The organism is Bradyrhizobium sp. Mp19 (genome assembly GCF_029952935.1).
In the GTDB taxonomy this organism is placed as follows: Bacteria; Pseudomonadota; Alphaproteobacteria; order Rhizobiales; family Xanthobacteraceae; genus Bradyrhizobium; species Bradyrhizobium elkanii.
The window spans coordinates 437,649-462,123 of the sequence record NZ_JASAUT010000001.1 but is presented as its reverse complement, the minus strand read 5'-3'; the positions used below and the strand labels follow the sequence as shown (position 1 = coordinate 462,123).

Annotated in this window: 26 protein-coding genes; 6 read left to right on the top strand and 20 right to left on the bottom strand. The window is 63.6% G+C overall.

Annotated elements, in window-relative coordinates; all coding sequences use genetic code 11:
* Window position 1: 1 nt before the first annotated feature.
* From QJT82_RS02075 to QJT82_RS02045, 7 genes are all read right to left on the bottom strand, one after another.
* Window positions 2–220 carry a twin-arginine translocation signal domain-containing protein gene (locus tag QJT82_RS02075; RefSeq protein ID WP_028345027.1) on the bottom strand — a complete coding sequence of 73 codons (219 nt, stop codon included), beginning with the start codon at window positions 218–220 and terminating at the stop codon, window positions 2–4.
* Window positions 221–249: 29 nt separating this feature from the next.
* On the bottom strand, window positions 250–1,029 hold the full coding sequence (locus QJT82_RS02070) for a Cro/CI family transcriptional regulator (protein WP_028345028.1): 780 nt from the start codon (window positions 1,027–1,029) through the stop codon (window positions 250–252).
* Window positions 1,030–1,157: 128 nt separating this feature from the next.
* Window positions 1,158–1,772 (bottom strand): DUF3306 domain-containing protein, encoded by a 615-nt coding sequence (locus QJT82_RS02065; protein WP_028345029.1) that lies wholly within the window; start codon window positions 1,770–1,772, stop codon window positions 1,158–1,160.
* Complete coding sequence (locus QJT82_RS02060) at window positions 1,769–2,284, bottom strand: DUF3305 domain-containing protein (RefSeq protein ID WP_028345030.1); 516 nt, start codon at window positions 2,282–2,284, stop codon at window positions 1,769–1,771. The genes QJT82_RS02065 and QJT82_RS02060 overlap by 4 nt, the downstream gene beginning before the upstream one ends.
* Window positions 2,281–3,288, bottom strand: coding sequence for a DUF6352 family protein (locus QJT82_RS02055; protein ID WP_028345031.1), 1,008 nt, complete (start codon window positions 3,286–3,288; stop codon window positions 2,281–2,283). The genes QJT82_RS02060 and QJT82_RS02055 overlap by 4 nt, the downstream gene beginning before the upstream one ends.
* On the bottom strand, window positions 3,285–3,824 hold the full coding sequence (locus QJT82_RS02050) for a DUF6505 family protein (protein ID WP_028345032.1): 540 nt from the start codon (window positions 3,822–3,824) through the stop codon (window positions 3,285–3,287). The genes QJT82_RS02055 and QJT82_RS02050 overlap by 4 nt, the downstream gene beginning before the upstream one ends.
* The gene (locus tag QJT82_RS02045) at window positions 3,821–4,576 is read right to left on the bottom strand and encodes a biotin/lipoate--protein ligase family protein (RefSeq protein WP_035634239.1); all 756 of its coding nucleotides are present in this window, start codon (window positions 4,574–4,576) and stop codon (window positions 3,821–3,823) included. Before QJT82_RS02045 ends, QJT82_RS02050 begins: the two co-directional genes overlap by 4 nt.
* Before the next feature lie 152 nt (window positions 4,577–4,728).
* Between QJT82_RS02045 and QJT82_RS02040 the strand changes: the two genes are divergently transcribed.
* The gene (locus tag QJT82_RS02040) at window positions 4,729–6,699 is read left to right on the top strand and encodes a 4Fe-4S binding protein (protein WP_028345034.1); all 1,971 of its coding nucleotides are present in this window, start codon (window positions 4,729–4,731) and stop codon (window positions 6,697–6,699) included.
* Window positions 6,700–6,718: 19 nt separating this feature from the next.
* A complete protein-coding gene (locus QJT82_RS02035; RefSeq protein WP_028345035.1) occupies window positions 6,719–6,994 on the top strand; it encodes a hypothetical protein in 276 nt (91 codons plus the stop codon).
* A 65-nt stretch (window positions 6,995–7,059) separates the two neighbouring features.
* Here QJT82_RS02035 and QJT82_RS02030 read toward each other — a convergent pair whose 3' ends face one another.
* Window positions 7,060–8,352 (bottom strand): c-type cytochrome, encoded by a 1,293-nt coding sequence (locus QJT82_RS02030; protein ID WP_028345036.1) that lies wholly within the window; start codon window positions 8,350–8,352, stop codon window positions 7,060–7,062.
* A gap of 206 nt (window positions 8,353–8,558) precedes the next feature.
* Between QJT82_RS02030 and QJT82_RS02025 the strand changes: the two genes are divergently transcribed.
* Complete coding sequence (locus tag QJT82_RS02025) at window positions 8,559–8,798, top strand: hypothetical protein (RefSeq protein ID WP_028345037.1); 240 nt, start codon at window positions 8,559–8,561, stop codon at window positions 8,796–8,798.
* Between the two features lie 126 nt (window positions 8,799–8,924).
* Here QJT82_RS02025 and QJT82_RS02020 read toward each other — a convergent pair whose 3' ends face one another.
* From QJT82_RS02020 to QJT82_RS01980, 9 genes are all read right to left on the bottom strand, one after another.
* Window positions 8,925–9,119: a hypothetical protein gene (locus QJT82_RS02020; RefSeq protein WP_028345038.1), complete on the bottom strand. Its 195-nt coding sequence runs from the start codon at window positions 9,117–9,119 to the stop codon at window positions 8,925–8,927.
* A gap of 142 nt (window positions 9,120–9,261) precedes the next feature.
* Window positions 9,262–10,566 (bottom strand): acyl-CoA dehydrogenase family protein, encoded by a 1,305-nt coding sequence (locus QJT82_RS02015; RefSeq protein WP_028345039.1) that lies wholly within the window; start codon window positions 10,564–10,566, stop codon window positions 9,262–9,264.
* 11 nt (window positions 10,567–10,577) lie between these two features.
* Window positions 10,578–12,257, bottom strand: a complete 1,680-nt coding sequence (locus QJT82_RS02010) for an AMP-binding protein (protein ID WP_028345040.1) — start codon at window positions 12,255–12,257, stop codon at window positions 10,578–10,580.
* Between the two features lie 111 nt (window positions 12,258–12,368).
* Complete coding sequence (locus tag QJT82_RS02005) at window positions 12,369–13,043, bottom strand: GntR family transcriptional regulator (RefSeq protein WP_229189506.1); 675 nt, start codon at window positions 13,041–13,043, stop codon at window positions 12,369–12,371.
* A 130-nt stretch (window positions 13,044–13,173) separates the two neighbouring features.
* Window positions 13,174–14,715, bottom strand: a complete 1,542-nt coding sequence (locus QJT82_RS02000; RefSeq protein ID WP_051448205.1) for a sugar ABC transporter ATP-binding protein — start codon at window positions 14,713–14,715, stop codon at window positions 13,174–13,176.
* Window positions 14,712–15,764 carry an SMP-30/gluconolactonase/LRE family protein gene (locus QJT82_RS01995; protein WP_245288953.1) on the bottom strand — a complete coding sequence of 351 codons (1,053 nt, stop codon included), beginning with the start codon at window positions 15,762–15,764 and terminating at the stop codon, window positions 14,712–14,714. Before QJT82_RS01995 ends, QJT82_RS02000 begins: the two co-directional genes overlap by 4 nt.
* 69 nt (window positions 15,765–15,833) lie before the next feature.
* The gene (locus QJT82_RS01990; protein ID WP_264641909.1) at window positions 15,834–17,945 is read right to left on the bottom strand and encodes an SMP-30/gluconolactonase/LRE family protein; all 2,112 of its coding nucleotides are present in this window, start codon (window positions 17,943–17,945) and stop codon (window positions 15,834–15,836) included.
* Between the two features lie 115 nt (window positions 17,946–18,060).
* Window positions 18,061–19,083, bottom strand: a complete 1,023-nt coding sequence (locus QJT82_RS01985) for a sugar ABC transporter substrate-binding protein (protein ID WP_028345045.1) — start codon at window positions 19,081–19,083, stop codon at window positions 18,061–18,063.
* Between the two features lie 58 nt (window positions 19,084–19,141).
* Window positions 19,142–20,128 (bottom strand): ABC transporter permease, encoded by a 987-nt coding sequence (locus tag QJT82_RS01980; protein ID WP_051002594.1) that lies wholly within the window; start codon window positions 20,126–20,128, stop codon window positions 19,142–19,144.
* A gap of 504 nt (window positions 20,129–20,632) precedes the next feature.
* On the opposite strand from QJT82_RS01980, the gene QJT82_RS01975 reads away from it, so the two are divergent.
* Window positions 20,633–21,226: an alpha-ketoglutarate-dependent dioxygenase AlkB gene (locus QJT82_RS01975; RefSeq protein ID WP_338132212.1), complete on the top strand. Its 594-nt coding sequence runs from the start codon at window positions 20,633–20,635 to the stop codon at window positions 21,224–21,226.
* A 215-nt stretch (window positions 21,227–21,441) separates the two neighbouring features.
* On the opposite strand, the gene QJT82_RS01970 is transcribed toward QJT82_RS01975, so the two are convergent.
* Both QJT82_RS01970 and QJT82_RS01965 read right to left on the bottom strand, forming a co-directional pair.
* The gene (locus QJT82_RS01970) at window positions 21,442–21,714 is read right to left on the bottom strand and encodes a DUF2312 domain-containing protein (protein WP_016842183.1); all 273 of its coding nucleotides are present in this window, start codon (window positions 21,712–21,714) and stop codon (window positions 21,442–21,444) included.
* Between the two features lie 179 nt (window positions 21,715–21,893).
* The gene (locus QJT82_RS01965) at window positions 21,894–22,433 is read right to left on the bottom strand and encodes an exopolysaccharide biosynthesis protein (protein ID WP_051448206.1); all 540 of its coding nucleotides are present in this window, start codon (window positions 22,431–22,433) and stop codon (window positions 21,894–21,896) included.
* 66 nt (window positions 22,434–22,499) lie between these two features.
* Between QJT82_RS01965 and QJT82_RS01960 the strand changes: the two genes are divergently transcribed.
* Entirely contained in the window at window positions 22,500–23,030 is a 531-nt protein-coding gene (locus tag QJT82_RS01960; protein ID WP_028345047.1) for a hypothetical protein, read from the top strand.
* 8 nt (window positions 23,031–23,038) lie between these two features.
* The gene (locus tag QJT82_RS01955; RefSeq protein WP_063607146.1) at window positions 23,039–23,401 is read left to right on the top strand and encodes a hypothetical protein; all 363 of its coding nucleotides are present in this window, start codon (window positions 23,039–23,041) and stop codon (window positions 23,399–23,401) included.
* Between the two features lie 141 nt (window positions 23,402–23,542).
* Here the strand turns inward: QJT82_RS01955 and QJT82_RS01950 are convergent, their stop codons facing one another.
* Window positions 23,543–24,463, bottom strand: a complete 921-nt coding sequence (locus QJT82_RS01950; RefSeq protein WP_028345048.1) for a LysR substrate-binding domain-containing protein — start codon at window positions 24,461–24,463, stop codon at window positions 23,543–23,545.
* Window positions 24,464–24,475: the final 12 nt, after the last annotated feature.

The following is a 24,475-nucleotide window of genomic DNA, read 5'->3' as shown; positions in this document are numbered from 1 at the left end:
GTCAACCTCCCTTGGCCGGATAACGATTGACGCGGTAGAAGGCCTTGACGTGATCGGTTTCCTTGTAGCGCGCCTTGCGCTTCTCATCGTTGGTTTCGCTGTCGGCTTGCGCCGCCCCGACCAGCGGCGTTGCGAGTGTCGCGCCGGCGCCCACCGTGCCGACGCCGACCTTGCGCAGGAAATCGCGGCGCCCGACTGTGGTAGTCCTGTCTTCACTCATCGCATCTCTCCTGGACCTGCGGATGCAGGTCAGTTCGCGAACGTGAATGCTTCTGTCTCGATCTCGATAAAGGCGCGACCAAGCGCACCGACCGTACGATAGAAAACGGCGCTCTCCGCGCGCTCGATGTCGGCGAACAGCCGCCCCATCCAGGACGCGACGTGTTTGCCGAAGAAGGCGCGCTGCGTGTCGAACGGCGCCGGGAAACGCCCTCCCGCGAAGCCTGCCATGATCTCGCACAGGATAGCCGCGTGATCTTCCGGCTCGGAATTGTTCGCGATGCGCTCGATCCCGGACGCAGCGAGATCGGCACGCAGACGCGACAGCGGCCGCTCGTTAAGAAAGCCGGTCAGATAGTAGGAGGCGTAGGGCAAGAGCTCGCCGCGGCCAAGACCCGTGAACAGATCGAAATATTCGCGTTCGACCTTGGCCGCGACTGCATTGGCGGCGGATTCAGCCAGCGCGGCATGCGCGCGCCCGAGCGGGGTCGCATCGACGGTCAATGCAGCCAGTTGATCGAGCAGTTTCTTCGATGGTGCGGCGGACAACAGCGCCGCGAGCAGCAGATACTCCTGCGCACGTGCGGCATCGACAGAATCGATCGGCTGTTCGGAGAGGAGCGGTTCGCTGTACAGATCAGGCCGCAAATTATCGCGCGATATGCCGGTGGCGGCTTCGACAGCGATCACCCGTTGCGCGGGCACCTTGCTCCAGTTCGAAACGGAGGGCTGGCTGATGCCGATTTTGCGCGCAAGCTCCGCAACGCCGCCAGCGGCGTCAATGGCTCGCTCAAGGCCAGCATCACGCACGTGGACCTCCATCCAAGTCCCGTCTGCTGATTTTTCTTTTGTTACAAAGCGCTAGCGAAGCCTAGTCCCGGTCCAACGGGGGGTCAATCGACGCCATAGTCCGAGGCTATGGCCTTTCGTCGCGGTCCCTAGCGGGGCAGCGCACTGCCGTGCGTGCGGCGCTCAACCGACGGCCGTTCGCTTTCGGTGCTGTCGGCGACCGTTCGTTGCGTTGCAACAGGATCAGGTGCGGATCCCGTGGTCGCGGCTTCTTCGGCCGCGATGCCCGGCAACTCGACCTCGCACAATTCCTGCGAAGAATCCGCGACTTCAACCGAAGGCTCAGGCAGCGCCTCGGCCGGCTTGCTGAGGCCGCCGACGATCCTGTCGATGAGCGCGGTGAGCTCTGCCTCGGAGCAATCCAGCGGGCCAAAGCCCGGCATCGCGGTCGGGTCGTTGAAGTCCCACGCATTCTCGGCAAGCCCGACAAAATCGCGGATGACGGGATCGGCGCTCCAGGCGCGACGAAGCGCCGCACGCGTCAGCTCCTGCGGAATTCCCTTGCGCAGGAATGCCGTGATGTCGGTCGCCGACGTAATCGAGTCGATCGAAGGCAGGCTCGAAAGGTCGAATTCCGTGTCGTCGTCGTTCACGGCAGGCGGCAGCATCGACTGCATGTCGTCGCGCATGGCCGGGTCCGGCTGCGTGGCGTTCGCCTCCTGCTTGCGACGGGACCAGCGCGCCAGGAACTTGTCCTCACTCATTCGTGTCCGCCTTCATGCTGACGGCGCGCGAGCGCCTCCGGATCGGCCTGCCGGCGCTTGCGCTTGAAGAACTCACGTTCGACGTGGTGCTCGGCAATGAAGCTTTCAATCTGCTCACGCAGCATCTCCGGCATGGGGACGGCTTCGACCAGATTCGCACCGGCCTCCGTGAACGCCTCCCCTTCCGAAGGATCGGCGGTCGCGGCAGCCACCGAATAGGGCCAGGCGCCTTCCGCCGGCGACAATACCGTCCAGATGCCCGGACTGCCCGAGGCGAGATTGTCGCGGTAGCGCGCCGTCTCGGAACCATAGAGATCGACCGTGGCGCTGCCGGCATAAAACAGCGTCGTCCCGTTCTCTTCGCGAAGCACGGTCCAGGGTTTGGTGTCCGGCTCGTCGGGCAGAACGGCAACCGCGCGCCAGACAAAGTCGGTCCACGGCGAATCCGCCTGATGCCGCTCGACCACGACGCCGACGGGAACGCGCACTAGCGGCAGCGCAGCCGGGCTCATGTCGCCATCTCCAGATGTTTGACCGGCAACCCCGTCAGCAAATTCTGCGGCTTCATCCGGAGCTTCTGATCGGCGTTCATCGACAGAATGAGATAAACCGGCTCGCCCCGCATCTCGTCTGCGGCCGCGTTCGTGTCCGCAAATGTCAGGCGGAACAATGAGAGCACACGTCCGGCGCTGCGGTCGTCGAGCTGCTCGCCGTGCCAGAGACGGTCGCCGAGCCTGGTCGCGTCGGCGTCGAGCCCGACATACCAGGTGAGACGTGCATCACGCAGCTCGCGCAGCGGCTCAATACTGACGTCGATCCCGAGCAGATGGGAGATCCAGCGCACCATCGCCTGCGCCAGCGCTGCCGGCCCGCGGCCGCCTGCGGTAAGGTCGAATGCCATGTCGAAATGGTCGCTCCGGCGCCAGTAATCGCCGGCATTGTCCTCGCGCAAGACATCCAGCTCGGCATCGGTCACCGCCCCCAGCATCGACATCAGCGAGAGCACCGGGGTCGGAGTCTGTCCCCCGACGACCTCTTCATCGCCGAGCAGCAGGGCCTGCTCCTGCGGCAGGATGCGCTGCGGGCGGAAGAACAGCTCGGCTGCGCGCAGCACGAATGGATCATCGCAGCCGTCGAGCGCATTGCGCAGGATCACGTGGATGAGCTGATTGACGAACAGCGGCGGCAAGTCGTTCGTCCCGGACCGGACGGTTGCAAGATAGGCCTGCTCCAGCGTCGGATGCCGCACAAGGAGATCGCGGAAGGCAAGCACGAGCCGCCAGTTCTCCCGGGCATCCGCATCGACAATCGCTTCAATCTCTTCCGCGCCGACCGGCCTGCGGGGAGAAGCGAGCAGCGCGCGGTGCAGCCGCCGCTCGACCGGGCATGCTTCATCCGGCGGAATCAGCTCCGGACGAACGAAATAGGCCTTCAGGAACTCGTCGGTGACGCAAAGCCCGCCGTTCTCGTCGCGATCGAGCAGATGGTGGCCGCACGCGATCCAGAAATCATTCATCGGTGCTGCGACTCCCCGCGCATATCGGCAAGCTTGAGATCAGCGTCGGGCTCGACATCGTCCTCGACTTCCATGAACGAGAACGCCTTGCTGTGTCCCTGACCCTGGCGCAGTTGCAGCCTGCGGAACGATTCCCGGACTTCGCCGTCGCTCACCGAACGGTGAACGGCAATGAGCGAGCTGACCGGATGGTTGCAGAGCGACTGCGCGAAGGCGACCTCCTCCTCCGCGGCGGTCCGCGCGGTTGCCAGATCCGGCGCACCGAAACGATCGATCAGCTGCCTCGCGAGGCGGTCGATCAGTGCGCTGCAATCGTTCTCGGTCGCAGGCACAATCTGCACCAGCGTCGACCAGCCCCAGGATTGCACTCCGAGGAAGCCGCTGCGGAAAGCGACGCGCGCCTTGCCGGTCAGCTTCGTCGGATCCTGGTCGCAGAAGCGGAAGGCACCCGAGACGGCCCATTCGCCCGGCTCGGCCGCCACATCGAAGACGAAGGTGTCGGAGGGATCGAGCGCGATGCTGCGGAGCAGTTTCACAGTCGCGGCCCTCCGAGCTTCGGATCGAACCAGGACGGCGTTCCGAGCGCCTTGACGAGCACGCTGCGTTCAATCCTGTCGGTACCGACGCGGCGCGTGAGGAGATCGCCGCCGTCATCGATCCGCAGCACGGTTCGCCGCTCGCGGGGAACCCGGCTGAGATAATCGCGCGCGAGGCTGCCAAAGCCATCGGTCTGCCAGCTATCGATCGCGCGCATCAGGTGCCGCGCAAAGCTCTCGGTCACCTGCACGGCTCCCGCTTCGCCAAACCCCTCTTCATCCAGTGCGGACGCGAGCGGATGGACGCCCGGTCCCTGATCGGCCATTGCGACCGTCCGGATCATGGCACCGAATACCAGCCAGGCAGGCGGCTCGTCCTCGCGCACCGATCTCGGCCATCCCATCCGTCCGCCGCCGACCAGCCCACCGTCGATCACGACGGTGTCAGGCCAGCCGATCGCGACCGTCTTGTGCGGCGGCGCATAGGCGCGCAGAGCGTCGGTGAGCGCGACCATGCCCGCATAAAAGGCGCGCCGCGCGGTGCCCAAGGGCTCGCCCGGCTCGAGCACCACGGCGAATTCGGCAAGATCGAACCGCCCGACGCAGACCAGCGTGCCGGCACCGCTTTTAGGTGCAATGCGGCAAGCGTGAGCAAAGGCGTCTCCGCTCTCACGCAACCGGACGAGCGTGAATGGCGGCGGCAGATGGATCGCTTCCGCCACGGAGACGCGGCTGGTCGGGGTCGACCGCAAGGGCCGTCCTCCACTTTCCTTTTCCTTCCGATAGTGAATATCTATACGAGGTGAAGGAATGGCGCGAGTCCGCAAGACGGCGCCGCACCCGCGGAGGGATCGACCTGGAGCAGCCAGCGAAGACCGTCCTGATCTGCTCGTGTGAAGACACGATGCGCCTTGACGTGGCCGCGATCCAGCGGGGCTGTCCCAACTGCGAGATCAGGAGCCATCGTCATCTCTGCGGCGCAGAGCTCGAACATTTCCGCGCCGCCGCAAAAGTCGACGGCCCGCTGACCGTCGCCTGCACGCAGCAGGCCGGCCAGTTCACCAATGAGATGGGCGAACGCATTGGCCCGATCAGCTTCGTCAACATCCGCGAGACGGCTGGCTGGTCGCGCGACGGCGCGAATGCGGGCCCGAAGATGGCGGCGCTGCTCGCGGCGGCCGCGATTCCCGCGCCGGACTATCCGCTGGTCACATTGTCGAGCGATGGCATCATCCTGATCTATGGGCGCGACGAGGCCGCGATCGAGGCCGGCCGGCTGCTGGCGGACCATCTCGACGTCACGGTCATGCTCAGGAAGCCGGCAGACGTCGTGCCGCCTGCCGCGGCGGTATTCCCGATCGTGAAGGGCACGATACGCAACGCGCGCGGGCATTTTGGTGGCTTCGAGCTCACGGTCGACGACTACGCGCAGCCACGCCCGTCCTCGCGCGCCCGCTTCGAGTTCGAAGGCCCGCGCAACGGCGCGATCTCGCGCTGTGACCTCGTGCTCGACCTCTCCGGCGAGCCGCCTCTGTTCCCCGCACACGATCTGCGAGACGGCTATCTCCGCGCGGATCCGCGAGATCCCGCGGCCGTGCTGCGAGCGGTGCTTGCGGCCCGCGATCTCGTCGGAAGCTTCGACAAGCCGAGATATGTCGACTTTACACCCAGCCTCTGCGCGCATTCGCGCTCGAAGCTGACCGGATGCCATCGCTGCCTCGATTTGTGCCCGACCGGCGCGATCACGCCAGACGGCGATCATGTCGCAGTCAACGCGGAGGTGTGCGCGGGCTGCGGGCAATGCGCGGCCGCCTGCCCCACGGGAGCGGCATCCTACGCGCTGCCACCCGCCGATACCCAGTTGCAGATCCTCCGCGCCATGTTGCGCGCCTATCGCGAGGCCGGCGGAACGCATCCGGTCCTGCTGCTGCACGACAGCCAGCACGGCACGCCGCTGATCGATGCGCTCGCCCGCCATGGCGACGGATTGCCGGCCAATGTGCTTCCCCTCACCGTCAACGAGCTGACGCAGGTCGGCCTGGAAGCCATCATCGGGGCCTTCGCCTATGGCGCGGCTGCCGTGCGGCTCCTGCTGCGCGCCAAGCCACGACACGACGTGACCGGATCGTTGCAGACGATCCGGATGGCCGAGACCATTCTTTCCGGACTCGGATTTGACGGCCGCCGCGTGAGCACGATCGAAACCGACGACCCCGACACCCTGGCCGAGCAACTGACGGGGATTGGTCCCCTCGCCGGCCTCGATAATCCCGCGACTTTCCTGACGGTCGGCAAGCGTGGCGATCTGCTTCGCTTCGGCTTGAGCGAACTGCATCGCCTCGCGCCCAAGCCGGTCGACGTGATCGCCTTGCCCGAGGGTGCACCTATCGGTGCGGTCACCGTCGATGTCGGCGGTTGCACGCTGTGCCTGTCCTGTGTTTCGGCCTGCCCAACCGGCGCGCTCCGCGCCGATCCGGACCGCCCCGTCCTCAAATTCGTGGAAGACGCCTGCGTGCAGTGCGGTTTGTGTCAGAGCACCTGTCCTGAAAAAGTTATCAAGCTCACCCCGCAGATCGACTTCCGGGCAAGACGCGCGCCGGCGCGGGTGATCAAGGAAGAAGAACCGGCCCTGTGTGTTCGCTGTGGCACGCCCTTCGGCGTCAAGAGCACGATCGATCGGATCGCGACCAAACTCGAGGGACGGCATTGGATGTACCCTGCCGGGGACCGCCGGACCGAGGCCTTGCGGATGTGCGCCGATTGCCGGGTCATTGTCATGAGCGAACAACAGTTCGATCCGATCCAGGACGTGCCGGAACGCGCGCCACCACGGACGACGGATGACTATCTGCGTCAACGCGAGAACAAGGACTAGCCGTATGCCTCGATTCACGATGGTTCTGTCGACGTGCATTGTCACCACGGTCCTCTCCGGCACGGCCGTCGAGGCAGCCCTTACGAAGGCGGAAAAGGTTGCCCTCAAGCAGGCGGTCGTCGCCTGCAAGGCCGAGGCGAAGGGCAAGAAGATCAAGTGGCTGTCGCGCCGCAAATACGTCAACCAGTGCGTCGTGGCGGCGCTCAAGGAACATCCCAGCATCAATATCGCCCACATGCTCAAGGAGAACCCGGAGCTGACGAAGATCCCGGTGGAGCAATGGCCGGGGTATTAGAGCCTCATATCGCGGCTTGACGCCTTCGCTTGAGGACGCCGCAAGGCAGCTGCCGCCAAATCGAGCTATTTCGACGTCGCACGCGCCAGGAAGTCCGTGAGCGCGCGGCGATCTTCGGCGGAGCCGATGTGCTGCTCCGGCATCTTCGTGCCGGGCGTATAGGCGTTCGGCCCGATCTCGAACAGTTTTGAGACGGTCTCCGGCGTCCAGACGATGTCCATCGTCTTGAGTGCGTCGGAAAAGCGATAGCCCGGCAGCGAGGCGATCTTCCGGCCGAACAGTCCGGCAAGCGTCGGACCGGCACGCTGCAGCTCCGTCTCCGACAATGTGTGGCAGGCGACGCAGGCCCTGAAGATTTCGGCGCCGTGATCGCCGGCATAGGCGGCGAGCGGATCCCCCGGCGTGCCCACCAGGTTCGATCCGATCGCCGCGCCGGTCAGTGCGTTCCAGCGCCTGATCTTGCCGTCGGCGCCGCCGGTCAGGAGGGTCACGCCATCGGGCAGGAATGCAACCGACCAAACCGGTCCGCCCAGCCCAGCGAGCGTGCGCAGCACGCTGCGCGCCTTGCGATCGACGATCGCCACGGTGCCGTCAATTGCCGCCGCGGCGATCAAGGCGCCGTCATGCGAGACCGCCAAGGCGACGATCGGCGTGGCACCGGCCATGACCTCGCCGCTTTCCTTGCCATCGGCAGACATCATGCGCAGCTCGCCGTCCGCTGCGCCGGTGACGATTTCGCCATCAGGCGAGATCGCTACGGCATTCAGGGGCGACGGCACCGTGACGATCTCGGCGCTGCCGTCCGGCAGGCGCCAGATCCGCACCGTCAGATCGTAGCCGACACTCACCAGCGATTGTCCGTCGGCGGCAAAGGCCACGCCATTCACGTTCTGCGAGTGGCCTTGCAGCACCCGCGTGCCCCCGTCGGACAACGACGAGATCCGCACGGTCTGGTCCCAGGAGGCGGATGCGAGCCTTGATGCATCGGGCGAAACGGCGAGCCCGACGATGGGTCCGGTATGGTCCGCGAAAACCCGGTCCGGCTGGGGCCGGCCCGACGTCCAGATCGCAATCTGACCGTCCGCACCAGCCGTTGCCATCCTTCCATCTGTGAGGAAGGCAACTGCGTTCACCGCACCCGAATGGAAGCGAAGGACCTGCTCCGCAGACTCGGTTGCCAGCGACCATCGGATCGCCGCAGTGTCGAAGCTGCCCGACAGAACCGTCTTGCCATCGCCCGAAACGGCGATCGCGCGGACGGGTCCGCCGTGTCCGGCCAATTGCGCCTGCGCGGGCTGCAGCGCAAGAAGCAACGATGCCGTCACAAGGAACGTGGCGAGACGAAAAATCAAATCCATGGCCGTCGGAGACACTCGCAGCGAAGCCCCCGGCCATTCTGCCCGTTTTTGCTGCCCGGCCAAAGTGCTCCCTTGGCGTCCATCGGGCCCGGCCGGCGATCAACGAAGGGAGCTCATATTCAGTTCCGGGTGCGACAAGCGGCGCCTTGAAAGACGGTCCGCGCGGTCGCAGTCTTGGCAAAGGCGCCTCACAATCGAGGTCGAACATGCAAATACATCCGAAAGCATATCTGCAGTTCATCTCGCGCTTTTGGCACTTTCGCGTGTTGCCGCCGCGAGATCGCAATCCCGCCACCCGGGACGCGTCGCCACTGCTGATCTACATCGTCGCCGTGTTGGCGCTACTCCTGGCGATCCTGATCGTCGATCGCCACCGTGCGCCGTTTCAATTCCCGGGACATGTCGGCGATCCCGCTGAGATCAACCCGATCTTCATGAGCTTTTGAAACACAGCTCGCGAGGGGACGGTTGTGCACGCGGACAAACCATCCGACGCGTCGAACTGTTCGACGCGGGACGAATTTCCCGACCCATTGATCTGGACTCGTTCAGATGCGGTGGCACTCGTCTCTCTACTGCTGTGCTCCCCTCGGAAACACCAGCGATCGATCTTCGAAATCTTCGACCGGCAGTTTGTCTTGATCTTGCACAGTGGGCATCCCCGCCACCGGCGCGCGGCTCACGGACGATGGATGCGATCTCGGGACATTCGTCGCGGCCACAACAAGCGCGAGGGCGGTCAGGCCGGCGATCATCAGGAGCTTCATGCGAATCTCCGTTGGTTCTAAGCGAGTCCGATCCCTGACTAGTGGAGAACTCGCAGTCCTCCTGTGAGACCGCTCACATCTCTCCTTTTGTTGATCATCGCTGGAGCCGATGCCTTCCGGCTCCAGCCCCTTCCCAACGCGCCTATGGCAGATCTTTCGGGCGCGGCCACAAGCCGCCTTCGGACCAGGATTCAGATTCATCTGGCGACAACGGATCCGCGCCACCGCCGGTTCGTGCGGGATCGACATTGAGCCATCGGCGCAATTCGAGCTTGCCGATCTGGTTGCGATGAACTTCGTCGGGGCCGTCGGCCAGTCGCAACAAGCGAGTCGTTGCGAGTGCTGCCGAAAGGAAATGGTCGTTGTTGGTGCCGCCTCCCCCGAACGCCTGTATCGCCCAGTCGACGATGGTCTGCGCCATGTTCGGCGCGACGACCTTGATCATCGCGATTTCCTGCCGCGCCGCCTTGTTGCCGACCGTGTCCATCATGTAGGCAGCTCTGAGCGTCAGCAGCCGCGCCTGATCGATCTTCATGCGCGCTTCGGCCACGCGCTCGAGCGTCACGGTTTGCTCGGCGAGAGGCTTGCCGAAGGCGACACGCTTCAGCGCTCGTCGGCACATGCGCTCGAGCACGCGCTCGGAGAGGCCGATCAGCCGCATGCAGTGATGAATGCGTCCGGGTCCGAGCCGCCCCTGCGCGATCTCGAATCCACGCCCCTCGCCGAGCAACATGTTGGCGGCCGGCACGCGTACATTGGTGAATATCACCTCGGATGCACGATCCGGTACGCCGTAGAAGCCGAGCACAGGCAGCGAACGGACGACATGCACGCCGGGCGTCTCCTTGGGCACGAGGATCATCGACTGACGCTTGTGACGATCCGGATTCTGCGGATCGGTCTGCCCCATGAAGATGATGATCTTGCATCGCGGATCGGTGGCGCCGGTGGTGTACCATTTGCGACCATTGATCACGTAATCGTCGCCATCACGGACGATCAAGCTGGCCACATTGGTCGCGTCGGACGAGGCAACATCGGGCTCCGTCATCGCAAAGGAAGAACGGATCTCGCCGGCCAGCAAGGGCTTCAGCCAGCGTTCCTTCTGCGCCTCCGTACCGTAGCGCAGGATGGTCTCCATGTTGCCCGTGTCAGGGGCACTGCAATTGAAGACCTCGGGAGCAAGATGCGAACGCCCCATGATCTCGCATAGCGGGGCATATTCGAGATTGGTCAGCCCGTCCTCGTGAGCGGGCAGAAACAGGTTCCACAGGCCGGCCTGTTGTGCGAGCGGCTTCAGTTCCTCGACAACGGGATGCACGGCCCAGGGCCCGAGCCGCTCGGCCTCCTGATAGTATCGGCGCTCGTTCGGGTAGATGTGCTCCATCATGAAGCGCTGGAGACGCGCGGCCAGTTGCTGGCTGCGCTCGCTTTGGGTGATATCCACGTAAATTCTCCTTACCGGCCGCGCAGGCCGTCCCTGAGCGTGTTTCGGGTGATTTTTCCGGATTCCGTCTTCGGCAGATCGTCCAGCACCCGAATGTCGACCGGGCACTTGTAGGCCGCCAGTCGCTCGCGGCAAAAGCGCGAGAGAGCGGCGACGTCGATCACGGTGCCGGGTTGAGCGGAGACGAAGGCGACCACCGTCTCGCCGCGATAGGGATCGGCGGCGCCGACGACGGCTGCTTCGCGCACGCCCGGAAAGCCATAGATCACGTCTTCGACTTCGCGGGGCCAGACCTTGAAGCCGGAGGCGGAGATCATGTCCTTCTTACGATCCACGAGGTAGAACCAGCCGCTTTCGTCGAAGAAGCCGACGTCGCCGCTATGCAGCCAGCCGTTGGTCAGCACCTCGTCGGTTTCCGCCGGCTTTCTCCAGTAGCCGGCCATCACGCCTGAGCCACGCACAACCACCTCGCCATGCGCGCCGGGTCCGAGCGGGCGGCGCTCGTCGTTAACGACGATCGCATCGACGCCCGAGGTCGGCCTGCCGATCGACAGCGCGCCAGAGTCAGGATCGACCGGAATCCGACCTTCGTTGGGCGCAAGATGGCTTGCAGAGGTCAGTTCAGTCATTCCATAGGAACTGCGGATCGCCCGTCCAAACCGTCTCGCAAAGGCATCGATGACCGAGGGCGCGATCGGCGCGCCGCCGGAATAGATATGAACGAAGCTCTCAAAATGCCGGCTCGTCGCGTCAGCCTGGTTCATCAGCGCGATGTACGCGGTGATGGCACCGACGATGAATGTCGGCCGCCATTCAAGGAAGGCATCGAGCGCGACCTGGGGCTGGAAGCGATAGGTCAGCACCATCGCCGCACGCGCGGCAAACGCCGCGACCATCTGGATTTCAAAGCCGGTGATGTGGAACAGCGGCGCGACGCCAAAGATACGCGACATGCTGTTCAATTCGAAATGATCGCAACAGATCAACGCGGTCGCCACCAGATTACGATGCGTGAGCATGGCGCCCTTTGGAACGCCCGTGGTTCCGGAGGTGTACAAGAGAAGCGCGATGTCGTCGGACGTCAGAACCGGTGCCGGTGGAGCGGCTGCGTTCTCGGCGAAAACCGTCGCCAGCGCATGGGCCTGCGGCGCTGCGCCCGGCACCGGCAGCACCCGGACATCGTTACGCATCTGGAATTCGTGAGCGCCGGTCCAGAACACCAGCTCGGAATCGACCGAACCGGCGGCCGGGAAAACGTTCTCCCATTGGTCGTCGTGGCAGATCACCGCCTTCGGTTCGCAATCCCCGAACAGCTTGCGAAGCTCCGGCGTGCGGTACATCGGGTTGAGGCTGACGACGATGGCCCCGACCTTCCAGGCCGCCACGCTGACGATGACGAACTGCGGCACATTCTGAAGAATGACGGCGACCCGATCGCCGCGCCCGACGCCTTTCTGCGCGAAGCGGGCAGCGAGCCGGTCGCTGAGCCGATCGATATCGGCATAGGTCTGCGTCGCATCGAAATAGAACACCGCCGGCGCCTCGCGCGGCGCGGCACGAAACAGATCAAGCGCCGTCCGCCTTCCGGGATCGGGCGGAGCGACCGACGCTTCCCCGAGCCGCGCGCGCAGCCGGCCCGCGGCTTCCTCGTAGGCGCGTCCACGCGACACGGAATCCAGGTCAACAGTCATCGACGCTTGCCACCAGTGTCGCAACGATGGCAGCCCCGTCCGGCCCGGCGGCCGCTATAGCCCGCCGCCACCTGGCGCAGCAGGAACCGTGGCAAAAGGCGTTCGCCGCCACTACTCATTGGCACTTTTTCCTCGATAAACCGAGCCAAGACGCGCATGCGGTAGAGCGGCACGGCTTGCAAGGGGCGGTTGGGCCGCTCCACTCTCTTTTGCTTGAATGACAACGCGCGTGCGCCGGATGTGGAGGCGCACCAGCACCTGTGCAGCCTCGACATCGCGCGCCCGGATCGCGTCCATGATCAGGACGTGCTGGGGATCGGAGAACGGAAACCCGTCCTTGGCGTAGGTCTCGCTCACAAACTGCCGCCGGAAATGCTGCGTGCTGTTCCAGAAGCGTTCGACCATCGCGAGCAGTTGCGGCATCCGTGCCCGCGAATAGGTCCGCAGATGGAACTCCCGATCAAGCTGGATATATTCCTCGAGCGTGGTGACCTGCTCAAGTTCGCGCACAATGCGGTCAAGCGTCTCGATATCCTCGTCGGTCAGGTTTGGAACGCTTTCGCCGATGGCGAGCGGCTCGACCGCTTCACGGATCTTGTAGATCTCGATCGATTCTTCCGAATTGACGTCCGCAATCCAGGCGCCACGGTTCGGCGCCATCACGACGAGCCCCTCGTTCTCGAGCTGCTTCAGCGCCTCGCGCACGGGAATGCGGCTTGCTCCGAAATGGGCCGCAAGGAGCTCCTGCCGAATCCGCGTGCCTGGCCGCATCTCGCCGCTCAGCACCGCGCTGCGAATCTCGCTTGCGATCCTCTCGCTCATCAGGCGACGGGACTCGGGATCGTCCTCATTGCCGTCCCGCGTCATGTCCTTCCAATGGGGAGGCCGCTGATAAGGACTCATGAAAGGCCCTCCTTCAATGAATGGCCGCGTACATGATCTTGTCCTCGGTCGCATCAGCCCGAGCCATTTCCTCGACGATACGTCCGCCGCGAGCGACCAGGATCCGGTCCGAGATAGCCAGAATCTCAGGCAGATAGGAAGAAATAACGACAACCGCCTTGTTCTCGCGCGCCAGCCTGCGAATCGCCTCGTGAATTTGTGGAATGGCGCTCACGTCGACACCGCGCGTCGGTTCGTCGAAGATGACCACCGTAGGCTCCTGGGCCAGAGACTTTCCCACCACGACCTTCTGCTGGTTGCCGCCGGAATATTCGACAATCTTCAGCGTCCGCTTCAATGCGGAGATCGAGAGCGCCGAGATCCATTGATCGGCGATCCGCTTCATCTCGCGCGTAGAGTAAAGGAACCGCTTGACGCGCGGCGACGACAGATAACCAAGATAGATATTCTGATCCACCGTCATCGTTTCGAAGAAGCCGTCGACCTTGCGGTCCTCGGTGATATAGGCGATTCCGTCGCGCACCGCCTGCCGCGGGACCCGGTAGCGGACCGGCTTGTCCCGCAGATAGATCATCCCGCCGCGCAGGAAGTTGCGCTTGCGCGCGCCGCTGACGATCTGCGCGATCTCGGAGCGCCCTGCCCCGACCAGCCCGAAGATGCCGACGACTTCACCGTTGAACACCGAGAACGACATGTTCTTGACGATGCTGCCCATCGTCACGTTCTCGACTGAAAGCACCTTCTCACCGTGGGAGGCATGCGGCTTCGGCGCATCCGGATCGGCCCCGTGGGTCGCGTACTGCGCTGCCGTTTCCTCACGGCCAACCATCATCCGCACCAGGGCGTCACGCGTGACGTCCTTCGCCGGTACGGTGGCGACCAGCTTGCCATCGCGCAGCACGGTGATGCGATCGGCGATGTTCAACGCCTCTTCCAGTGCATGCGAGATGAAGATGATCCCGGCGCCCTTCTCTTTCAGGGTGTTGAGAAGATGGAACAGATGCTGCGTCTCTTCAGGGGTCAGCGATGCGGTCGGCTCATCGAAGATGAAGACCTGGGCGTTGTGGCGAACCGCGCGCACGATCTCGACCATCTGCCGCTTGGCCGTTCCGAGATTCTCCACCAGCACCAGCGGGTCGACGTTGAAGTTCATCGATTGCAGCGACTGGGTCGCCGCGATGTTGATCTTGCTGTAGACCGTGACCCATTTCTCCATGCCGAGTTCAAGGTTCTGCGCCACCGTCATCGAAGGGACCAGGCTGGATTCCTGGTAGACCATCGCGACCCCACCCTCGAGCGCTTCCTTTGGCGACGCGAACGAAACCTTGCGTCCCTGAATCCGGTAGTCGCCGGAGGTCAGCACGATCGCACCGGCAATCGCCTTGCAGAGCGTCGATTTCCCCGCGCCGTTTTCCCCCAGCAGCGCGTGAATTTCGCCCGGCCGCAGATCGAAATTGACAGCATCGATCGCGTGCAGGCCACCATAGACCTTGCTGCCGTTGACGATCTGAAGCAGCGGGGTCCCTGCCTGTTGTTCGGCCGCCATGGCGTTCATCCTTCTTGCGTGCCGCGGCCAGGCGGCAGTTCGACGAGGCAATCGCGTCCCTTGGACACCGCCAGCACACGCGAGCCGACCGGGCGGACGGCGGTTATCCCATGAACACGACCATCGACGCGGCTGTGCAGCGTCTCCGTCGCCGCGCCCCTGGCGTCGAGCCGGGCGACGAGGCCATAGGAACGCGGCGGCGCCCACGGCTTCTGGATGCCGAGTTTCTTGATGCGGCCGATCTGGGTCGGTTCGCGCGGATTGAGGCGGCCATCCAGAGCCGGCCCGATCCAAAGCTCTGGTGGTACCGTCCGCATCATCTCTTCGCAGAATGCCCGCTCGCGCAGCACGAACTCGGTCAATTGTGTGCGGAGCGCGAGGAAGGCCATCCAGACCTCACCATTCGCGCCTCGGGCAAGACGCGCCGGATAGCCGGTATGATTCTTGACGATCACGCGCTTGTCGTCACCCGCGCGTGAAAAAGCGGTCAGGCGGTGGGCCCAGGATTCGGCGACCCAGATCTCCTTGCCGTCACCGGTTACGACCAAGCCGAGCGGCCATGCGAGCTTGTCCGCACGCACGCTCGCACCGCCGAGCGAGAAATTGCAGACGATGAGCCGGCCCGACGGGGCGCGGTTCTGCATCAGGTCGGTCAGCCAATGCTCCGGCCGATTGCTTCGCGAGCCGTCGGTCAGGTAGATCGCCCCGTCCGGCGCGACCGTCACCGACAACGGACAGGGAATCTTCTCGCCACCGACGCTTTCGAGCTTGCCGACGGTCTCGCCAGTTGGCGAAAGCGCCACCAACCCCACGCCAGAGACGCAGGCGAGCAGCCGGCCATCCGGCGTGCAGGCAAGCCCGCCGACCGGGCCGTCGAGCGTCGCGAACGCCGTGCGCGTTTTGAAGTCGTCCCCCGTGCAACGCAGGACGCGGTTGCCGGTCGAGACGTAGAGCGCGCCGTCCTGCCCGAGCGCGATGTCGTCCGGTCGCTCGATCTCATCGCCGAGCTGGCGGGCCTGATCGAGCCGCTGGTTCGGGGAGAAGGCGCCGTCGAGCACCGGAATGCCGTGAATTTCCCGGTTCGGGGACAACACGCGATCGATGATATCGCCAAGCAGAGACATGGCTCAGGCCCCTCCCCAATAGGACTTGTGCGCTTCCCAGGTCGGGTCGGCGTCCTGCAGGCGGATGCGGCCGATGCGGTTGTTCTCCAGACCGCCGATATAGAGATGGCCCTTGTGCTCGCGGACCGAGGTGATGGTCGGATGCGAAAGCCCGCCCGGATCCCAGAGCGATTCCGTCACCACGCCGTTGTCATCGAACTTGACCACGCAGCCGTAGTTAATGCCCGGACACAGCCACTCGTCCGGCGGAATCTGCTTGACCATGCGGGTACGGAAAACAGGGTTGCGCATCGCAAGGTCATAGACCGGCGTGCGCAGGCCGACGAAGGCGAGCCAATACTTGCCGTCGGAGGCGCGGTTGATGTTGTCGCAATAGCCCGGAAGGTTGTCGATCAGGATTTCGCTGGTGCCCGCCTTCGGGCCGGCGATCCAGAAGCGGTTGATCTGGCATAGCCAGGTACTGGCCCAGAGCACCGACTGACCGTCATGCGAAATGCAGATGCCATTCGGGAACGTCAAGTTCTTGAGGACCGTCCTGGTGATCCCGGTTTTCGGATCGTGGCAGATCAGCCGGCCGTTGCCGCGCCCCTCAAAACCGTCGAGCGCCCAGTCGGTCAGCTCGTAGCGGGTCGAGGCCTCGCTGAAATAGATCTTGCCGTCGGGCGCGACGTCGAGATCGTCAGCGAGATAGAGCCGCGAATCGTCCTTGAGACGCGTGCGCGTGCGCGTGGTGCGGTCGGTGACCTTGAAGACCGAACGATCGGGCTTCACACCGTAAACGCCCATACCCGCGATGCAGGCGAGGAGGTTCTGATCCCGATCGAACGCCAACCCGAGCGGCCGGCCGCCGATGCGCGCGAATTCCTCGCGGACGATATAATCAGGCGCAAGAAAGCGGATGATCGAGCCGTTGCGGTTGACGGTGTAGAGGTTGTCCTTGCGGTCAAGGATGATGTCTTCCGGCCCCTCGATCATGTTGAGCGCGATCGCTTCCGCGTTCTTCAGGCGATCATTCTCCGCGAACGGCGTGCCGCTGCCCCGCTCGACCGACGGCGGCGGCTCGAAATCAACCCAGCTTGGGGTGACGTAGACCTTTTGCAGCACCTTGCCCTTGTTCTTGACCCACTTCACGTTGAAGCCGACCGCGAGCAGCAGGATGATGCCGATGATGGCGGTCGTCAGGTTGCCGGAGATGCCGAGCCGGACCATGCCGCTGGTGAGCATGAAGATGATCGCCGCGCCCATGACGGCGCGCGCGATGGTGCCGCGGCCGCCGGACAGGCTGATGCCGCCGAGAACCACCGCGGCCAGCGCGTTGATCTCCCAGCCGACGCCGGTGTCGGTGCCCGAGCTGCTCTGCCGGGCGGCATAGAGGATTCCCGCCAGCGCTGCGATCGCGCCCGACATCACATAGGCCGAGAACAGCACGCGCTTGACGTTGACGCCGGCGTGGCGGCCCGCCTTGCGGCTCGACCCAACCGCCATGATGTGGACGCCGGGCTTGATGCGCGTGAGGAAGAAGTGCGTTCCGACCGCAAGCAGGATCAACACCAGCATGTTGAAGGGAATGCCGAGAACCCTCCCCGATCCCATGAAGTCCCACGTACTGGACCCGCTGTCGATGCTTGCGAGCTCGTTCGTGAACGCGACCGTCACCTTGTTGTAGGCGGCGCGGACGATGATAAGGACGACCAGCGTCGTCAGGAACGGCCGGGTCTTGCCGTAGGCGATCAGGCCGCCGTTGATCGCGCCCATCGCCGCGCCGAACAGGACGACAAGCACGATGGTCACGGGCAGCGGCAGCCCGAGGATGAGGTACAGATAGAGTGCGAGGAAGTTCGACATCGCGAACACCGCGCCGACCGACAGGTCGATGCCGCCCGACAGCACGGAGAAGGCCATCGCGACCGCGACCATCCCCTGCTCCGCGAAATTCCGCATCAGTTCCTGCAGGCTGCCCGCCGTCAGGTAGCGCGGGATCATGATCGCGAAGGCCAGGAAAACCGCGATCGTCAGCGTGAATGGAATGATCGGCTCCATCCAGCGCTTCTCAAGCAGTTCGCCCAGGAACAACTGGGGCGAATGGCGGTGCCAGGCTCGTTGCAGGCTCTTCATCAACAGACTCCGGCGGGCTCGGCGCAGCAGCGGCCGAACGGCGGGACGACGCGGGGGATTTGGATCGACGGCTCCGGCCTGCCCGCGCCGCAGTGGGCGCGGGCGCCGGAACGACTTACTTCGCGCCCTTCGGGATGCTGAAGCAGTACATGCGATCGTCCTTCGACTTCACCCAGGCGGGGGTCGTGTAATAGGCGATGTTCTTCGCGCCCGGCTTGTCGCCGCTCTGCAACAGCGCAATCACCGCGTCGGCGATGGTCTGGCCCTGCACGTCGGCACGATACGACAGGTTCGCGGAGAACGCGCCTTGCTCGAGCAGATCGCAGTCCGCAGGCTGGCCGTCGCTGGCGACGAACACCTTCACCTTGTCGCCCATGTTGGCCGCCTTGATCGCCTGCGCCGCGCCCGCGGTTTGCGGCCCCCAGACGCTGAGGATCCCGCACAGCTTGGGATGCTGCTGCAGCACGGTGGTCGTGATGTCGCCGGCCTTGTTGGCGTCCCAGCTTGTCGGCTGCGACGACACGACCTTGATCGACGGATCGGTTTTGAACACCTCCATCGCGCCATTCTTCATGTCGAGCGAATAGGCTGCGGTCGCCTCGCCTTCGAGGATCGCAACCTCGCCGGAGCCCTTGCCGCCGCCACACTGATTGATGACCTCGCGCGCGATCTTGGTGCCGAGATCCTTGGCATCGACGCCGACATAGGCGTCGGTCAGGGTGTTCGATGCCATGTTGACCTGCACGACATAGATGCCCGCATCCATCGCACGCTTCAGCTCCTTGGCGAGCAGCGTGACGTTCGGATTTTGCACCACGATCACGTCGGGCTTGTCGTTGATATAGTCGCTGACGGTCTGAAGCTGGATGTCGGACTTCATGTTGGCGTCGCGGGTGACGAGCTTGATGCCGTAATCGTCGAAACGATCTTTCATCACGCGCGTCCATTCGGATTCCAGAACGCCCATCCAGACCGGCGACCAGGCCACCGTCTTGCCCTTGAGCGACTTATCGAATTTCTCGCGCAGCTGGTCGCGCGGCCCGGCCGCCTGCGACGGCGCCGCCACCAGCACGGCGGATGCCACCATCGCGGCCAGCCCGATGCCGGCAAACGCCCTTCTGTGCACAGCTTTCGTCATGTCAATTCCTCCCCTGTTATGTCGGCCGACTGTTGCGGCCCGTTGGTTGATGCAGAGCTTAATCGCCCTGCTTCGACGTCTCCTCGTCGCGCGGATGCAGCCGGGAATCGAGCAGGATCGCGATCAGCAGCACGACTCCCTTGACGATGTTCTGGGTCTGCACGTCCATGTCCATGATGGTCATGCCGTTCAGCAGCACGCCGATCAGCAGCGTTCCGGCGATGACGCTCATCACGTTGCCGCGGCCGCCGACGAGGCTGACGCCGCCGAGCACCACGACCATGATGACGTCGAAAATGATCGTGGATTCCGCGACCTGGAGATGCATCAGGGCCGTCTGCGCGACCATCACGACACCGCCGACATACCCGATCGCGGCGCACAGCGCGTACTCGATCATGGTCAGCGGGCGGGTCGGCAGACCGGTCTGACGCGCGGCGTCGGGATTGTCGCCATGGGCATAGACGAAGCGCCCGATCACGGTGCGCGACAGGAAAAGATGCACGACGACCGCGGTGGCCGCGAAGATCAGGATCGAGATCGGAACGCCGCCCCAGATGTTGCCGCCGAGCCGCAGGAATTCGTCATGCCCCTTGGAAAGATAGACGACATAGTGCTGCACGGCTGTGGTGCGTACGATTCCCAGCACTGCAAGGCTCGACGCCAGCGTCGTCAGCAGTGGCGGCATCTCGATCACCGAGATCAGAAACCCGTTCAGGATGCCGATGACGATCGCCATCACGAAGCCGATCAGCAGCGCGACCGGCGTCGCGTAGCCCGAATTCATCAGAATGATCGCGATCGCGGTGGAGGCGGCAAAGGAGGCGACTTGCGACAGATCCAGTCCACGCCCGATCACGACCACCGCCATGCCGAGCGCGAGAATGCCGAGTATCGAAATGTTGCGCGCCAGCGCGAACAGATTGCCCAGCGTCAGGAAGCCCTTCAGGAAGATCGAAAAAATGACGATCAGGACCGCGCACATCACCAGCACGGCTGTCGTCTGCGTCAATTTCGCCCCGCGCGCGCCCGAACTGCCGGTCACCGGGTCCTCCCAGGATTGATTTTATTGTGGGCGGAAATTGAACAGAATGTATCCAAAAGTCAACGCCCGTATCCAAGATTTGGACTGCAACTTATTTGATCAGAGGATATATTCACACCTGATAATCGCATAACTATCTGTAAAATCATAGATATACGCGCGGTCTAGGGGATCACAATCGAAACGCATTTTCCGAGTTCGATCGGTCTTTTTGAAGCCGACATTGCGATATTGGATACATTCGGCCTGTGTCCCTAAAGTCAACTGGTTCTCACAGCGCCATCACCCGCGGCGACAGGACGGGGCCGACGACGTTGCGGCAATCGCTTCCTGGCCAAGGCCTGAAGATCGTGGCGAAAGAGGATGCCGGGACCGAGCGTTGACGCCGTCTTTCGCCCATCGAAGCCGCGCCAGGTGGAAGCCCAAGCAACCTGACGGCCGGTTTAAATTCTGTCTCGGCGCGCCCATATTCGTGACAGGTTCGCAAACACTGACGGCACCAGATTGTCCGAACAATTGTCGATGTTCGATGCGCCCGCCGCAGGTCCGGCGGGTCTGCACTACGCGCCGGATTTCATCTCCAAAGCGACAGAGGGCGAACTCATCCGCCACATCCGGGCCCTTCCGCTTGCTCCCTTCCAGTTCGGACAGTTCGAAGGCAAGCGCCGCGTGGGTTCGTTCGGTTACCGGTACGACTATGGGTCGCGCCGACTGGAATGTGCCGAACCGATCCCCTCGTGGTTAAACGGCATCGTCGCTGCGATCCAATCCTTCGGCGGCGCGTCGACCGAGATCGGGCAGATCCTGTGCACCGAGTATGATCGCGGCGTCGGTATCGGCTGGCACCGCGACAAGCCGCACTTCGACAGGATTTTTGGACTGTCCCTGGGATCCGCATGCAAGTTCCGCTTCCGACGCCGGACCGAAAACGGATGGGAGCGGTTCACGCTCGATGTGGCGCCCCGATCACTCTACCTGATGGGCGGTGATGCACGGCAGATGTGGGAGCACAGCATTCCGCCGGTCGAGGCCCCCAGATACTCGATCACCTTTCGAACCATGGTCGGAACGGCGCGGGGCGCCAAAGCGGCGCGATGACCTTGGATTGCCGGTTCCAGCGATCCGCTGCGCATCGCCGCATCAAACCTGATCGAGCGCTACTCCGATCCGATCGGAAGACGCAATCATGAGCGGAAGGTGCGACCAACGCCGCGCGAATGGTTGATGGGACGGAGGCGGACGAGCTTGGGAAGTTCGTCCGCCGAGAGATCGCGCGCCCCCGGATCTCGATCGCGGGGAACGCACCGGGCTTCTCACGCCGCTTTCGCAGCAGCCTTGTCCGCCGGTGCCGTTTCCATGGCGCGCATGTAGAGATCGAGCAGCGATTCGCGCTCGTCGCGCTCATCCTGATCCTGCTTTCGCAGTTTGACGATCTCCTTGAGGATCTTCACGTCGAAACCCTCACCCTTGGCTTCCGAAAACACTTCCTTCTTCTGCTCGTTCAGTTCCTGCAGTTCAGCGTCCAGATTCTCGATCCGCTCGATGAAGGAACGAATTTTTCCGCCGGGAATGGTGATGTCAGACATGGTGCCTCTTTGTTGAATGAGGCGGTGAAAATGAAAGCAAAGTGATAACCAATGTCTTAAACTTCAGCGGTCCTGTAGCGCATCTACCCCGCGGCTTGCCGCGGTATTTCAGATCGCAATCCAGCTGATTACGGCCGCGGTCGACGTCCAGAGCGTCCATCCAAGGCCAAGCAAGGACATCACCGCGGCCGCCATGCCACAGCCAACAGCAGACCATCTTCCTGCAGGTAAGCAATCGCGATCAGGACGACCACAATCCCGGGAATGACGTTGACCAGAGGCAGGGGCCAGCCCGCCAACAGACCCAACAGGAACACGACCAAGCCAACAAGCCGGTCAGTCACGTCATGGCGCGCGTTCCAGCGCGGCCGGCTGATGTTCTCGATCGCGCGCAGCAGCGGACCCGCCCTGACGGTGAACCGCTTGAATCGCTTGAAGTCGAACGGCCGCTTCGACAGGAAGCGGGGAAAGGATGGGGCACTGTGCCCCAACATCATCTCGACCGCCGGAAACAGAAGGGCCAGCGTCGCAACCGTGGCCACGCCGGGGACGATCACGAGCAGTCCCAGCAACAGCAGGAGCAGCCCGAACGAGCGCCTGTCCAGATGGCTGAGGAGCCATTCAAGGTCGACGGCGCCGTCAGGTGCTTGCGCGACGAGTTCTTCGAGGAGTTGGGAAGTACGGGTAGGCGCTGAGGGGGAAACGGGCAAATGGAGCATTACCCGGTAACATGGTCGAACTCCGTATTGATTGCAACGAATGCCAGAGGCGCCTAGGAAGCATTGATGGACAACGATTCCGACCAGGCGTGGCACGGCCATGCGCCGAAAAGCCCCCTGCCCGCCGGTCGCCGCCGCTGGCCGTGGTTCCTTCTGATCGTCGTCCTCGCCCTTGTCGGCGCCGGCGGCGTCTACGCTTGGCCCGAAGTCGCGGCGTTGGTCCCCGCCATAAGCCACGAATCGTCCGGCGAGGCGATGACGACGAGCGACAAGGAGGCATTGCCAACTCTCCTCGCGGCCCAGCAGAAGCTCGAGGAAGACCTCGCCGCACTCGATCGGTCGGTAGCCGACGGGCAGGCGCAGTTGAAGGCCATTACCGACCAGTTGGCGGTCCTGACCTCGAAGGTCGACGAGTTGCAGCATCTGCCCCCGCCGGCAGCGCCGCCGCCACCTGTTGCGGCCGAGGTGCCGCGCGCCCCGATCGCGCCACCCGCCCCGCAGCCGAGAAAGCCGCCGCCTCGGGCCGCCAGGACTTCGGGTCCCGTTTCGATTGGCGGCGCACCGCTCAATGCCGCGCCCGGCGGCATGGCCCGTTGAGCCCAGAAATGCCCCAAACCGCATTCCGATATTTGGCTTGGGGTTTGATCCTGGGCCTCTTCATCGTCACCGATACAACGCTGGCATTTCGTCCCCACACGTTGATATCGCCAAACGCCGATCGCTTTGCCGCGCTCTTCGTTGTCGGTGCCGTCTTTTCGTTCGCCTATCCGAAGCATGTCCTGCCAATCCTGCTGGCACTGCTCGCCGTCATTGTCGGCTTCGAACTCATTCAAAAGCTGCTCGCCGGCAGGCATGGCTACATAAAAGACATATTCGTCAAAGGCGCCGGCTGTTGCGCAGGCGTTGTCGCCGCCACTGCCCTGAGACGCGCGCGTTCAGCGATGTCCAAGCCGACAGGTAACCCCTGACATCCTGCGCCTTTGCCCTATTCGACGTTGGGGCAGAGGCACGTGTCGGCAACCTTCGGTCCAATCCATCATGAGCAGTTTGGCCAGGCTCCGGGCAAGGAAAGACGCTGCTCAAGCCTGCCCCTGGCAGGGGCAAGTCCGCTATTCAAATTGGATCGGCTCGGATCCGGGATAGGAATGAGCAACGAACTCGCAGAACGCGCGAGCCGCCGGAGAAAGCTTCGCCTTGTCCTTCCAGGCAAGCCCGACATCCATGGTGTGGACATCGTCATCGAGCGTCTTGAGATCGATGCGATGTCCTTCCAGCGACCAGGGACGGTAGACCATGTCGGACAGGATGGTAATTCCCATGCCGGTTGCGACCATGCTGCGAACCGCTTCGACCGACAGGGTCCGGAAGATGACGTTCGGCACGTGCGCCGTATGCCGCCAGTAACGCATCGCGGAGCGTTCGGCTTCATCGACGGTCAACATCAGATAGGGCTCGCTTGCCAGGTCCGCCAGCTTGATGCTGTCCTTGCGCAGCAGCGGATGATTGACGCAGGTCCACAAGCGACGCGGCGAGCGCAGCAAGAGCCGCGAGCGAATGGAGTGCCGGTCATGCAGGTTCGCGACCAGCATGATGGCCGCATCGACGCTACCGCTGATCAAGCTCTGCTCGATCGCGTCGCGCGGAAACTCGTGGAGACGCACCGTGATGCCCGGGAATGATCGCCAGAAGCGCGACAGCAAGGGCGGCAGGAAATATCCGGCGATGGTGTAGCTGACGGCGACATCGACGGTGCCGTCGACCTGCATTCCCCAGCGGTGCGGCCCACGTATGGCATCCGACACGCTGGCCTCGATGGCGCGGGCGCGCTGCAAGAACTCCCGTCCGTCAAAGGTCAACGTCACGCCGTTCGAATGACGGTCGAACAGCTTGTGACCGAGCTCGGCCTCGAGCGCCTTGATGGACGCGGTGACCGCAGACTGGGTCACGCTGAGCGCCGCCGCGGCGGCCGAAACGCGCCCGGTCTCGGCGGTTGCGATGAAATGCCGAACCTGACGGAACGTCAGAGACATAAAAATTTCCGA

Coding starts and splice junctions, on each gene's coding strand:
- QJT82_RS02075 (WP_028345027.1), bottom strand. CDS start 220: ATGAGTGAAGACAGGACTACCACAGTCGGGCGCCGCGATTTCCTGCGC.
- QJT82_RS02065 (WP_028345029.1), bottom strand. CDS start 1,772: ATGAGTGAGGACAAGTTCCTGGCGCGCTGGTCCCGTCGCAAGCAGGAG.
- QJT82_RS02060 (WP_028345030.1), bottom strand. CDS start 2,284: ATGAGCCCGGCTGCGCTGCCGCTAGTGCGCGTTCCCGTCGGCGTCGTG.
- QJT82_RS02055 (WP_028345031.1), bottom strand. CDS start 3,288: ATGAATGATTTCTGGATCGCGTGCGGCCACCATCTGCTCGATCGCGAC.
- QJT82_RS02040 (WP_028345034.1), top strand. CDS start 4,729: ATGCGCCTTGACGTGGCCGCGATCCAGCGGGGCTGTCCCAACTGCGAG.
- QJT82_RS02035 (WP_028345035.1), top strand. CDS start 6,719: ATGGTTCTGTCGACGTGCATTGTCACCACGGTCCTCTCCGGCACGGCC.
- QJT82_RS02030 (WP_028345036.1), bottom strand. CDS start 8,352: ATGGATTTGATTTTTCGTCTCGCCACGTTCCTTGTGACGGCATCGTTG.
- QJT82_RS02025 (WP_028345037.1), top strand. CDS start 8,559: ATGCAAATACATCCGAAAGCATATCTGCAGTTCATCTCGCGCTTTTGG.
- QJT82_RS02020 (WP_028345038.1), bottom strand. CDS start 9,119: ATGAAGCTCCTGATGATCGCCGGCCTGACCGCCCTCGCGCTTGTTGTG.
- QJT82_RS02010 (WP_028345040.1), bottom strand. CDS start 12,257: ATGACTGTTGACCTGGATTCCGTGTCGCGTGGACGCGCCTACGAGGAA.
- QJT82_RS02000 (WP_051448205.1), bottom strand. CDS start 14,715: ATGAACGCCATGGCGGCCGAACAACAGGCAGGGACCCCGCTGCTTCAG.
- QJT82_RS01990 (WP_264641909.1), bottom strand. CDS start 17,945: ATGAAGAGCCTGCAACGAGCCTGGCACCGCCATTCGCCCCAGTTGTTC.
- QJT82_RS01985 (WP_028345045.1), bottom strand. CDS start 19,083: ATGACGAAAGCTGTGCACAGAAGGGCGTTTGCCGGCATCGGGCTGGCC.
- QJT82_RS01970 (WP_016842183.1), bottom strand. CDS start 21,714: ATGTCTGACATCACCATTCCCGGCGGAAAAATTCGTTCCTTCATCGAG.
- QJT82_RS01965 (WP_051448206.1), bottom strand. CDS start 22,433: ATGCTCCATTTGCCCGTTTCCCCCTCAGCGCCTACCCGTACTTCCCAA.
- QJT82_RS01960 (WP_028345047.1), top strand. CDS start 22,500: ATGGACAACGATTCCGACCAGGCGTGGCACGGCCATGCGCCGAAAAGC.
- QJT82_RS01955 (WP_063607146.1), top strand. CDS start 23,039: ATGCCCCAAACCGCATTCCGATATTTGGCTTGGGGTTTGATCCTGGGC.
- QJT82_RS01950 (WP_028345048.1), bottom strand. CDS start 24,463: ATGTCTCTGACGTTCCGTCAGGTTCGGCATTTCATCGCAACCGCCGAG.